The organism is Arcicella rosea, assembly GCF_040543805.1.
Classification (GTDB): Bacteria; Bacteroidota; Bacteroidia; order Cytophagales; family Spirosomataceae; genus Arcicella; species Arcicella rosea.
In genome coordinates, this window is the sequence record NZ_JBEUMS010000015.1 from 119,071 (window position 1) to 130,754 (window position 11,684).

10 protein-coding genes are annotated in these 11,684 nt (G+C 35.0%); all 10 read right to left on the reverse strand.

Features of this window, described 5'->3' with window-relative positions; all coding sequences use genetic code 11:
- Nucleotides 1-89: 89 nt before the first annotated feature.
- The 10 genes from ABID42_RS18470 to ABID42_RS18515 all read right to left on the reverse strand — a co-directional run bounded on the left by ABID42_RS18470 (nucleotide 90) and on the right by ABID42_RS18515 (nucleotide 11,558).
- Nucleotides 90-1,220 carry a DUF8457 domain-containing protein gene (locus tag ABID42_RS18470; RefSeq protein ID WP_367284935.1) on the reverse strand — a complete coding sequence of 377 codons (1,131 nt, stop codon included), beginning with the start codon at nucleotides 1,218-1,220 and terminating at the stop codon, nucleotides 90-92.
- A gap of 292 nt (nucleotides 1,221-1,512) precedes the next feature.
- On the reverse strand, nucleotides 1,513-2,244 hold the full coding sequence (gene rnc, locus ABID42_RS18475) for a ribonuclease III (RefSeq protein WP_184128894.1): 732 nt from the start codon (nucleotides 2,242-2,244) through the stop codon (nucleotides 1,513-1,515).
- Nucleotides 2,245-2,377: 133 nt separating this feature from the next.
- Complete coding sequence (gene fabF / locus ABID42_RS18480; RefSeq protein ID WP_323256526.1) at nucleotides 2,378-3,628, reverse strand: beta-ketoacyl-ACP synthase II; 1,251 nt, start codon at nucleotides 3,626-3,628, stop codon at nucleotides 2,378-2,380.
- 267 nt (nucleotides 3,629-3,895) lie between these two features.
- Nucleotides 3,896-4,132, reverse strand: a complete 237-nt coding sequence (locus ABID42_RS18485; RefSeq protein ID WP_184128888.1) for an acyl carrier protein — start codon at nucleotides 4,130-4,132, stop codon at nucleotides 3,896-3,898.
- A 122-nt stretch (nucleotides 4,133-4,254) separates the two neighbouring features.
- Complete coding sequence (locus tag ABID42_RS18490; protein WP_323256528.1) at nucleotides 4,255-5,166, reverse strand: ROK family protein; 912 nt, start codon at nucleotides 5,164-5,166, stop codon at nucleotides 4,255-4,257.
- Nucleotides 5,167-5,329: 163 nt separating this feature from the next.
- On the reverse strand, nucleotides 5,330-5,854 hold the full coding sequence (locus ABID42_RS18495) for a YkgJ family cysteine cluster protein (RefSeq protein WP_323256530.1): 525 nt from the start codon (nucleotides 5,852-5,854) through the stop codon (nucleotides 5,330-5,332).
- Nucleotides 5,855-5,963: 109 nt separating this feature from the next.
- Nucleotides 5,964-7,244, reverse strand: a complete 1,281-nt coding sequence (locus tag ABID42_RS18500; RefSeq protein ID WP_367284936.1) for an adenylosuccinate synthase — start codon at nucleotides 7,242-7,244, stop codon at nucleotides 5,964-5,966.
- A 277-nt stretch (nucleotides 7,245-7,521) separates the two neighbouring features.
- Entirely contained in the window at nucleotides 7,522-8,022 is a 501-nt protein-coding gene (locus ABID42_RS18505) for a Fur family transcriptional regulator (protein WP_323325487.1), read from the reverse strand.
- A gap of 107 nt (nucleotides 8,023-8,129) precedes the next feature.
- Nucleotides 8,130-10,388: a RelA/SpoT family protein gene (locus ABID42_RS18510; RefSeq protein ID WP_323256536.1), complete on the reverse strand. Its 2,259-nt coding sequence runs from the start codon at nucleotides 10,386-10,388 to the stop codon at nucleotides 8,130-8,132.
- A 162-nt stretch (nucleotides 10,389-10,550) separates the two neighbouring features.
- Nucleotides 10,551-11,558 carry a DUF6089 family protein gene (locus tag ABID42_RS18515; protein ID WP_367284937.1) on the reverse strand — a complete coding sequence of 336 codons (1,008 nt, stop codon included), beginning with the start codon at nucleotides 11,556-11,558 and terminating at the stop codon, nucleotides 10,551-10,553.
- Nucleotides 11,559-11,684 lie beyond the last annotated feature (126 nt).

Below are 11,684 nucleotides of genomic sequence, written 5' to 3' on the forward strand. Positions count from 1 at the left end.
TTTAATGTGCAGTACAAAAAAAGAGATGCTTTGAGTATTTAAACCAAAAGCATCTCTTAAATCGCTTTGTACTAACAAGTTAAATATTTTTACTGAAATTTTCTAGCGACTACTTCTAAAAAATCGTTGGCTTCTTCTGCTACTGAAATCCAATTATATTTTGGTGCTAAAAACTTATTCATATAACTTTTAGCATCCGATAAATTTCCACAAGCATCAATTTTATCAATCGCATTACTGTATGCGTTGATGTCGCCGTCAAATAATTTACCGATGAATACAAACTTCTGGTTTAAACTCACGCCATCGGCAATACTCTTGATGGGGCGATTAAAAGCTAAATCTGCCAATGGAGTACCTCCAACAATAGCATCTCTTTTCAACAAATCATTCACCGTTGGTAAATCGCCAATGAAAGTATCATTGAGGCGGTCAATTCCGGGTAATTTGATTTCTGCTGGCGTTCCTTTTCTATCTATCTCCGCTTGAATTTTATCAACCGTTGGCAAAGGCACATTTTCATCATCTAAATCTTCTTCTGGCTCAATATCAAAAAAAGATTGAGCGGCTTTCTTCACAGGAATTTCTTCTACTACTTTTACAGCAGTTTTGATAAAATCCTCTTTTCTGAAAGGCACTTTTGCAGATAATATTTCAAAAAACTTATCTGCATTTTCAAACTCTACTTTATCGCTGATTTCCTTTAGCCAATTCAAGGCAACTGTTACATATACTTTATCATCGCTTCCCATTTTCTCCGCCATCGACTTCGCAATATGGTTGTTGATTTTCGTATATTTTACAAGTTGCGCCAAACGCTCTTTGGTGAGTGTAAACTCTGGAGAATCTCTGACAAAATCATCGAAATATTTACTTGGGTCAAGTAAAAGAATGATAGTTCTAACAACTGCTTTCGATAGCATTGGTTCAAAATGCTCTCGTTTTACCATAATATGTTGTGAAGCCGTATTCATAAAAGCTTTCAAAGCGGCTTTTACGTCGTCATTATCAAAATTAAAGTAAGGGCTTTTAAACGCTTCTGTATCTGCTTTCCATTTCTCGAACAAATCGCTCACCACAAACATATTTACTTGTGCAACGTTACTCAGCTTTAAGATTTGTTGACCATTAATGGTAGCAGTTCTATTAAAAAAATCATCACAAACTCGTGCGGCGTATTGCTGTCCGTAATTTTCGATTGCCGAAAAATCTAACTTCATGATTTCTTAGAGGGTCTTTTTAACTATTTGAAATATCGTAATAAATAATACTTATTAACAAAGTTAATATTTTAATAAGTCAGAAAGAAGGGGGATTTCTCCAATCAAGCCTATATTACATAACAGAGCAACAAGTATTAGAGTAAACGCAAAAATTGAACCAAAGATTATTAAATAAAAGAAACTAATCTATAAATCCTTCAAAAGACGTTTTCTTTGAACGTTTTGAAGTAATTATTAAGCTACACAACAAAGTCCACAAAAAAACCTGTGAAGTTCACAGGTTCTTTTATTAACTAATTTCTAGCTTTTCACAGGCTTTCATGGCTGCGGTTTGCTCGGCTTTCTTTTTGGAATAACCTTGCCCTATCGAAAAGGCTTCTTCATTCACAAAAATAGTTGCTGTAAATTCTTTATTATGTTTTGAGCCTTCTTCGATAATTTCAAACCTAATTGGTTTGCCTTCTCTTTGTGCCCATTCAATGACAATTGATTTAAAATTAGGATTGTTTTGTACAACCGTTTCAATATCAAAATGCTGAGTAAGTATTTTCTTGATGATAAACGACCTTGTAAATCGAAATCCTTTGTCTAAGTAAATCGCACCGATTAAAGCTTCGAGTGCATCGCCGTACATAGAAGTTCTGGTCAATACTGTTTTACGATTTCCATCATATTCTACAAGCCTGTCCAAACCAATTTTTCTAGCCACAACATTCAAAGACTCTCGGCTAACCATTCTTGAGCGAATTTCAGTTAGGAAACCTTCATCTTTAAAGGGAAATTTCTTAAACAAATATTCCGCTGTAATCATCCCTAATACTGAGTCTCCTAAAAATTCAAGACGTTCATTAGAATCCTTGTAACCTTTAGCTATTGTTTCTTTTGATACTGAAGAGTGCATAAAAGCTAATCGATACAACATTAAATTCGAGGGATTCTCTCCGATAATATGTTCTACTGCATTTTTTAGCTTTTTGTCTTTAGGATCACTTGAAAAAAAATCAATAATTGGTGATAGCATATTTTTAAAATGATAATTGATAGTTAAAACCTGATAGCCAAAGCTGATTAAAGGAGATTACAACATTAATAAAAAAATTTGACTTCGCCTTAACTACTATCAATTATCCTCTAATGCACTATCAACGATAAAGCTATATTTTTTTGAAAATAACTGTAGCATTATGACCTCCGAAGCCAAAACCATTACTTAAAACGACATCAATTTTTCTTTCTTGTGCTTTATTTAAAGTCAAGTTCAAGCGATTATCAACTTCTGGATCTTCCGTGAAGTGGTTAATCGTTGGTGGAACAATTTGATGTTGCATTGCTAAAATTGAAGCAACAGCTTCGATAGCCCCAGCCCCACCTAATAAGTGCCCAGTCATAGACTTTGTCGAGCTAATGTTCATTTTGTAAGCATGCTCACCAAATAAATCTACAATAGCTTTTAATTCTTGAGGGTCACCAAGTGGTGTTGAAGTACCATGAGTATTGATATAATCTACTTCTTCTGGTTGGATTCCAGCATCATCAAGGGCATCTTTCATTGAAAGTAATGCTCCATAACCTTCTGGATGTGGTGCTGTGATGTGATAAGCATCTGAAGAAAAACCTCCACCGATTAACTCTGCGTAGATTTTTGCGCCACGAGCAATCGCATGGTCATAATCTTCAAGGATTAATGCACCAGCACCTTCGCCTACAACAAAACCATCACGGTCTTTGTCATAAGGACGAGAAGCCGTTTTAGGGTCATCATTACGTTCCGACATTGCACGCATAGCAGTAAAACCACCCACACTTGCAATCGTTACAGCCGCTTCCGAACCACCCGTTACACAAATATTGATACGCCCTAATCTGATATAATTAAAAGCATCAATAATAGCGTTATTAGCAGAGGAACAAGCCGAAACAGTTACGTAGTTTGGTCCACGGAAACCATGACGAATTGAAATGTTACCAGATGCTGAATCGGCAATCATTTTTGGGATAAAGAAAGGATTGATTTTAGGAGTACCATCGCCTTTTCCGAAGTAAATCATTTCTTCTTCAAAAGTTTTTAAACCTCCAATACCAGAACCCCAAATTACACCTACTTTATTTTTATCTATATTTTCAAGATCAAGACCTGAATCCACAATGGCTTCATCAGCAGCAACAACAGCGTATTGCGTAAATTGATCCATCCGACGAGCATCTTGGCGGGGAATAAATTTTGTAACGTCAAAATTCTTCAATTCGCAAGCAAAGCGAGTACGGAACTTTGAAGCATCAAATTTTGTGATATTATCACAACCACTGACACCGTTTTTTAATCCATCCCAAAATTCTGGCACAGTATTTCCGATAGGAGTCAACGCACCTATTCCCGTTACAACTACTCTTTTAAAACTCTTCATGAGAAAAATAAAATTTAACTAATTTTATATTAGATAAAAGACGAAAGACAAAAGATGATATTTGAATAATTTGTCAGCAAACTCATCTTATTATTAAAAAATTCTTGGTTTTACCTTCTTGGGCTTTTATCTAAGCATATAATTAATACTCAAATTTGAGCATAATTAACCTGAAAATCAATAAAAATGTGCTAATCTGTCTATAAAACTATGGTTCAGGAAGAATCAATAATTTTACTTTCAAATTAGCACATAAAGAAGTTCAGATTACTTGGCGTTTTCTTCAAGATATGTGATTGCCTGACCAACTGTTTGGATATTTTCAGCTTGATCATCTGGAATAGAAACGTTGAATTCCTTTTCAAATTCCATGATTAATTCTACTGTATCCAATGAGTCTGCACCCAAATCATTTGTGAATGAAGCCTCTGGAGTAACTTCTGCTGCGTCAACGCCCAACTTCTCGACGATAATGCCTTTTACTTTTTCTGCAATGTCTGCCATTTTTAGAACGAATTTTGGTTAGAAAAACGGTGCAAAGATGATGATAAAAATTAGATTATCAAACATTTTTTTAATACCGCATTACTATGAAAAGATTTACTATAATTATTTAAAGAATATTATTAAAAACATAATGAAGCAGCCCCTAAAAGACCTGCATCGTTGCCTAAAGTAGCACGTTTGATGGTCAAACCATCAGCATGATATTTCGTTAACCAGTGCTCCATCTTAGCTGTCATTGATGGTAAAATGTAATCAAAAGAAGCAGATAAACCTCCACCAATTAGGATTAAATTAATATCAAGAATAGCCACTAAGTGACATAAATTCTCGCCTAGCAACTCTCCTACTTTAGCAAATACTTGTAATGCCAACACATCACCTTCAGAAGCAGAGGCTACTAAGCCAGTCGTAGAAATTGTACCATCATCTGGCAACTGAGTAATTCCTCTAAACTCTTTTCTCATCGAATTTGCAAGGTCTAACAACTCATTTTTGCCAATATTTCTTTCTAATACTTTACCATTCACTGAAGGAGTATGTCCTGGTTCCATTGCATTTCCTCTACCGCCAGAAAATACTTTTTTACCAATAATTGCTGCACCGCCAACACCAGTACCTAAAGTAATGAAAATATAGCTTTCGTCGATACGTTCTTCACCAAAATAAAACTCTCCTAACGCTGCTGCATTAGCATCATTTTCAAGGAAAAAGTCAACTGCTGGAAAACGTTTTTTAAGTATTTCAACTAAAGGTACGTTATTTAACTCTGGAATTGCTGTAATTTCAAGTGGCGTTACTCTTGCCGAATTAATCATTCCCGGTAAACCGATTCCTACTTTTGTAATATTTTTATTGTCGATTAATTGTAAACCGATTGCTTCTCCAAGACGATCCTCAAAATGCCCTGATTTTCTCCAGCTCACAGTATCGTGACTATAAAAATTAGAAATCTGACCCGTTTCTGAATTTACGATGCCCATTTTGACATTCGTTCCGCCAATGTCTATGCCTAAGTACTCGACTGCCGCCATTATTTTGTATTGCTATAGTGATAGTAAAAGTTTGTGGTGTCAAAAATACGGAATTTTTATCAGTGGATAATACAAACTAAAAACGAATTACGTCTTTTTATGTACTATCCTGTATTATTGAGGGGAACTATTTGTACTTTTTTAGCATTTTATATTGTCAAAGTTATTCTACAATTCCTCCTTTATTCCCTAAACCCGCTTTTTTGAGCTGTTCTACAATTTCAAAAACGGCTGGACAAACTTTAGTATTCTCTAAAGTAAGTGGTAAAATTCCTGCAATATTTTTACGATCTGTATGTGGATACTCACGGCAAGCCTTTGGTCTGACATCATAAATAGAGCAATAATTATCCGAACCCAAGAAAGTACAAGGTGTAACATTCAGTACATAATCATGGTCGCTATCTAAATGTAAATGTTCTTTTACCAATTGTGCAGGACGAATACGCAAATGTTTTGCAATGCGGTCAATATCAATATCTGTAAAAATTGGACTCGTTGTTTTACAACAATTTCCGCATTTCAAACAATCTACTTCATCAAACACTTCATCATGAACAGGATGAAAAGCTTCGTCCAATTTCTTGATTTTTTTATTTTTAAGTCTATCGAAAAACTTTTTATTTTCAGGAAACTTCAAGCGAGCTTGTTCGTTGAAAGCTTCTATATTTTCTTCTGTGTATATCATGGGATAAGTAAAATGTAAATCGATTACTTCTGATTTACTAAATCGCAAATAAAAAGGTTCGACAATTTACAAAAAACTGTCGAACCTTTTGGAAATATTATATTGCTTATTAAGCCAATGCACCTTTCAATACACATTCGTCACGGTCTGGACCGGTTGAAATGAAATTGATTGGTAAGCCTAATTTTTCTTCTAAGAAATTAATATAGCCTGTTAATTCAGATGGAAGGCTTTCAAAAGTTCTTAAGCCTTCTAATGAACAATTCCAACCTTTTAAGGTTTCATATACTGGCTCTACAATAGTGTCAGTCATGTCGTAAGGCAATTGCTCAGTAATTGTTCCGTCTGGTAATTTGTAAGCAACACATACTTCAATTTCTTCAAAAATATTCAATACGTCTGCCTTCATCATTACCAATTGTGTTACACCATTAATCATCATGGCATATTTCAATGCTGGTAAATCAATCCAACCACAACGACGAGGGCGACCAGTAGTTGAACCAAATTCACGACCTTCTTGACGCATTCTTTCGCCAACTTCATCCATTAATTCTGTTGGGAATGGGCCAGAACCTACACGTGTAGCATAAGCTTTGAAGATACCGTAAACTTCGCCAATGTTTTTTGGAGCAACGCCCAAACCTGTACAAGCACCAGCAGAAATTGTATTTGAAGAAGTAACAAATGGATATGAACCAAAATCAACGTCTAATAAACTTCCTTGAGCACCTTCTGCCAAGATTGTTTTTCCAGCCGTAAGTGCATGATTTACTGAATACTCAGAATCTACCAAACGGAATTGTTTCATAAATTCTACTGCTTCAAAGAAATCAGCTTCAGCAGCAGCAAGATCGTATTCAAAATGATAAACATCTAAAACCGCTTTGTGACGAGCCACCAAAGCATCGTATTTTGCTTTGAAGTTTGGTGAAATCATATCACCAACTCTTAAACCTTGACGAGAAATTTTGTCGGTATAAGTTGGTCCAATTCCTTTCAAAGTAGAACCAATTTTGGCATCCCCTTTCGCTTTTTCGTAAGCAGCATCTAACAAACGGTGTGTTGGAAGAATAATAGAAGCTTTTTTAGAAACTTCTAAGTTTTCCAATACATTCAAATTATACTTAGCAAGTCCATCAATTTCTTTTTTGAAAATAATTGGATCGAGTACAACGCCATTACCAATGATGTTTTGTACATCCTGACGGAAAATTCCAGAAGGAATTTGGTGCAAAACATGTTTAAAACCATCGAATTCAAGGGTATGTCCAGCATTTGGGCCACCTTGAAAACGTGCAACTACCTGATATTTAGGGGCTAAAACATCTACTATTTTACCCTTTCCTTCATCACCCCACTGCAAACCCAACAATACATCTACTGCCATTTTTTTGTTTTTTGGTTGTCAATCTCACGAAGGAAGCATCTGGCGGTGGCAGACCAGTTCCCTCCTGACGTTAAGATAACAGGAAACAGAAAAATCAAAAAAGAATAAACCACCTAATCAAAGTCGCAAAGATAAACAAACAAAAATAAAACCTCACAAGAATTTCAATAATGCTGTAGTTTTAGTGCAGAGTATTCAAAAAAAATCTCTGGAAAACAAAAATCTGCAATATCATTCGCTGTATGAATAATATTGCAGATTTAAATCTTGTTGAAAACTAGTTATGCTCTCTTCCAGAAATTTCTCTTTCCGCTAACATTGCTTTTTTATGTTCGCAATCTGTTTTTGTACAAGCACCATAAAAAATCAATGAATGGTGCATCACATTAAACTGTAGCATTTCACCTACCATTGATTGTATTGTTTGTACTCTTGGGTCACAAAATTCGGTAACATGATGGCATTCCGTACAAATCAAATGATCGTGTTGACGACGTCCGTAAGATTTCTCATACTGAGCCTGGTTTCGACCAAATTGATGCTTTGAAACTAAATCACATTCTACTAGCACATCCAATGTGTTATAAACTGTAGCACGTGAGACTTGATATTTCTTATTTTTCATCGAAATATACAATTCCTCCACGTCGAAATGATCATCTCTTGTGTAAATTTCCTCCAAAATAGCAAAACGTTCTGGAGTTTTTCGAAGACTTTTATTTTCAAGATAAGCAGTAAAAATCTTCTTTACTGCCTCTAATGTGGCGTTTGATGGCATTACTGACTGTTTTCAGAAAAACAAAAAATAAAATTCATTGATTCAGTATTTAGACTAAATCAATTTTGGAAAGTAAAATAAATCAATTTTTAAGAGAAAAAGAAATTCTACTCACCTCTTTCAATTTGAATAACGCCATCAACTTGCTCTAAAGAATGAACAAGTGTTTCAAGATGTTGTGTATCTTGAACCATTAATGCGATTTTTCCTTCGAAGATTCCTTCTTTTACTCCAATAGATAGATTTTGGATATTTACTTTTAATTCTTGTGAAATTACTCTTGTCACATCGTTCATTAAGCCCATCCTGTCAGTTCCTCTGATAATTAAATGAGCGACAAACGACATCTTCACTTGGCTAGTCCACAAGGCTTTGATTACTCTATCACCATGACGAGACAATAATTCTGTTGCATTCGGACAAGACGTTCTATGAATTTTAATACCTTCATTAATCGTAACAAATCCAAAAACGGTATCACCAGCAATAGGATTACAGCATTTGGCGAGCGTGTAATCTACTCTGTCCATGTCTTCTCCAATCAAAATCGCATCGGCATTTTTTACATCGCCGTGTAATTTCTTGAGTTCTTTAATGACATTTTTGGTATTGGTTAATGGCTCTTGAATCGCTTTTGTCGCTTGCTTGCGTTCATGAGCTTCACGATCAGACTTCCATTTTTTGATTTCATCTAAACTGATATAAGCTTTTCCGAAACGATAAAAAAGGTCATTAGAATCCTTCGCATTAAAATATGCACGAAGTTGATTGGTGATTTCGAGCGTTAAAGTATTTACACCAAGTACTTTTAAGCGATGTTCAATCATATCACGCCCCATGATGACGTGCTGCTTATTGGCTTCTTTTATATAATCTTTGATACGAGCTTTCGCCTTGGTCGTCGCCACAAAAGCCAACCAATCTTCAGAAGGTTTTTGCTTAGGCGAAGTCATACATTCAATAATATCGCCAGTTTTGAGTTTATGACTCAAAGGGACTAACTTATTATTTACTTTCGCCCCAATGCACCTCGCTCCTACTTCAGAGTGAATCTCAAATGCAAAATCTAGTGCAGTTGCACCATCTTTTAGCACAATTAGTTTACCTTTTGGAGTATAAACAAAAATTTCATCATTGTACAAACTACTTCTAATATCATCTACCAATTCAACGGCAGACTGCGATTTATCAGAAGTATCTAAAGCTTCACGTATCTGACTTAACCAAGATTCAAAAGCTTTATTGGTCCGAGTATCATTTCCCTTATATTTCCAGTGAGCTGCAAAACCTTTTTCGGCAATTTCATCCATCCGAGTCGTTCGGATTTGTACTTCTACCCAACGTCCACGCCTTCCAGAACTCATTACTGTGGTATGTAAAGATTCATAACCATTTGATTTTGGGTTAGAAATCCAATCTTTCAAACGTTCTGGATTAGGTTTGTAATGGTCTGTTACCATCGAATAAACAGCCCAACAAGCAGATTTCTCTAATTCAGTAGGAACATCTAAAATTACTCGAACCGCAAAAAGGTCATAGATTTCCTCAAAAGGAGTATTATTCTTTTTGAGTTTATGATAGATAGAATAAATTGATTTTGGGCGACCTTTCACAATGTGTTTGTAACCCATCAGGTTTAAGTCTTTCTCAATCGGTCGAATAAAGTTTTGTATAAAACTCTCTCTGGAAGTTTTGGTTTCTTTTAACTTCTTAGCAATATCTTTATAGGCTTCTGGTTCAGTATATTTCAAGCATAAATCTTCTAATTCAGATTTGATAGCATGAAGCCCCAAACGATGCGCCAATGGTGCATACAAATAAAAAGTTTCAGAACTGATTTTCAATTGTTTATCACGAGGCATACTTCCCAAAGTTCGCATATTATGCAAACGGTCGGCAAGCTTTATCAGAATTACTCGAATATCATCCGAAAGTGTCAATAACATTTTACGGAAGTTTTCCGCTTGTTGCGAACTTCCATAATCAAAAACACCTGAAATTTTAGTAAGTCCATCAATGATTTTAGCCACATTTCTCCCAAAAATGGCTTCGATTTCTGACAACTCAATTTCTGTATCTTCTACCACATCATGCAATAAAGCACACATAATCGAAGTAGCACCTAAACCTATTTCCTCAACACAAATCTGAGCTACCGCAATAGGATGATAAATGTAAGGCTCACCAGATTTTCGCCTCATCTCTTTATGAGCTTCGGCAGATAACATGAAAGCTTTTTTTATCAGTTTAGCATCATCATCTTGCAGGTATGGACGGGCAATATTGAGTAATTTTCGGTATCGCTTTAGGATCTCTTTTCGTTCTTGCTCTAAATCTATTTCTTTTACTTCCACGGTGTTATTCAAGGACAAATGAGTATTTTTTGAAAGACTATGAATTAGTGTTTAATCTAAATTAGCGAATTTTAAGGGAAACGACAAATTGAAGTCTATTTAATTTTATAGACTTGTGCATGCTTTTTTCAGAAATTAGAGTAAAGTCCTGATTGATAATTAGTCGCAATTATTTTATTGAATCACGGGGCATTTTATATTAGGAGAAAGATGGTAAATTAAACGAAAGCTAGTTAATACGTAAATATCATCTAATCTACTTGCTCCATTTCTAGCAGAACCTTGAGGAAAAATATTAGGAAAAGAGCTTACAGGTGTTAATGAGGGATTGGCATAAATAGGATTCACATTTCTAGCTAAATATTGCCTTATTGCGGCTTCTCTATTATTACCTGAATTAGCCGCAATCAATTCGTATTCTCTATGTCCCATAGCAGCAGCAAGTGGACTTATTGTAAGCAATTCATTGGAACTAGCATAGTTCCCTCCAATATCATCAAGGTAATCAGTTAAGTTATAACGGACTCCAATTTCTACTCCTAAATCAACCTTTCTGTTTATTTTGTATTTTAATCCAAAACCGAGTGGAAAATTCAAGGCAAATAGCTCATATTTTGATTTTGGATTACTCGCCAGACCTTGCCCTTCTGTATGAAGTGGCTGAAGGCTAACCCATTCACCAGCAGTTGCTTCAGAACCAACAAAATCTAATGGTACTTTAGCAACAGGATTATGGTGAAAAAAAGCAAATCCTAAAAATAAGTACGGAGAAATAGTTACTCGTTTTTGAAAATTTCTACTTCCTCTAATGACATTAAAAATACCTTTAAAAGACAATTCTTGAATATTATTTCTAAAATGCGCATTTCTCATAAAAGCATTTTGCTGAACAGCAACTCCTTCTAATTCGTTATCATCTCCAGCAATTCTTACCCATGTTAACGCTACATTTCCGGAAAATCTAGGAGAAAAATGTCTTGTTAAATCAAAGGAGAGGTTCCAACGTATATTTTGCAAAGTAGATTGTATTGGTCTATTAATAGGAACAATGTCTCCATAATAGTTTGCTGTTCCTATTCCAAAAGCAATATCAGAGTGTTTTTCAAATAGTTTTTTCTGTGAAAATACCTGAAAACACAGGCATAGAGCAATCATTATTTTACAAAAGGTTCTGACTAGCATCCGTAAATCTGTCTGTTTTATTTTTAAACGAGCAAATAACTATAAAAATACAAAGAATTTCACAAATTAAGCCACCGTTACTTTTCAATCGAAATTAAATAATTTTATTTTACTATCTATATCCTT

What these genes read in the sequence shown, in the direction of transcription:
- ABID42_RS18470 (WP_367284935.1), bottom strand. Translation starts at nt 1,220, where the DNA reads ATGAAGTTAGATTTTTCGGCAATCGAAAATTACGGACAGCAATACGCC.
- rnc (WP_184128894.1), bottom strand. Translation starts at nt 2,244, where the DNA reads ATGCTATCACCAATTATTGATTTTTTTTCAAGTGATCCTAAAGACAAA.
- fabF (WP_323256526.1), bottom strand. Translation starts at nt 3,628, where the DNA reads ATGAAGAGTTTTAAAAGAGTAGTTGTAACGGGAATAGGTGCGTTGACT.
- ABID42_RS18485 (WP_184128888.1), bottom strand. Translation starts at nt 4,132, where the DNA reads ATGGCAGACATTGCAGAAAAAGTAAAAGGCATTATCGTCGAGAAGTTG.
- ABID42_RS18490 (WP_323256528.1), bottom strand. Translation starts at nt 5,166, where the DNA reads ATGGCGGCAGTCGAGTACTTAGGCATAGACATTGGCGGAACGAATGTC.
- ABID42_RS18495 (WP_323256530.1), bottom strand. Translation starts at nt 5,854, where the DNA reads ATGATATACACAGAAGAAAATATAGAAGCTTTCAACGAACAAGCTCGC.
- ABID42_RS18500 (WP_367284936.1), bottom strand. Translation starts at nt 7,244, where the DNA reads ATGGCAGTAGATGTATTGTTGGGTTTGCAGTGGGGTGATGAAGGAAAG.
- ABID42_RS18505 (WP_323325487.1), bottom strand. Translation starts at nt 8,022, where the DNA reads ATGCCATCAAACGCCACATTAGAGGCAGTAAAGAAGATTTTTACTGCT.
- ABID42_RS18515 (WP_367284937.1), bottom strand. Translation starts at nt 11,558, where the DNA reads ATGCTAGTCAGAACCTTTTGTAAAATAATGATTGCTCTATGCCTGTGT.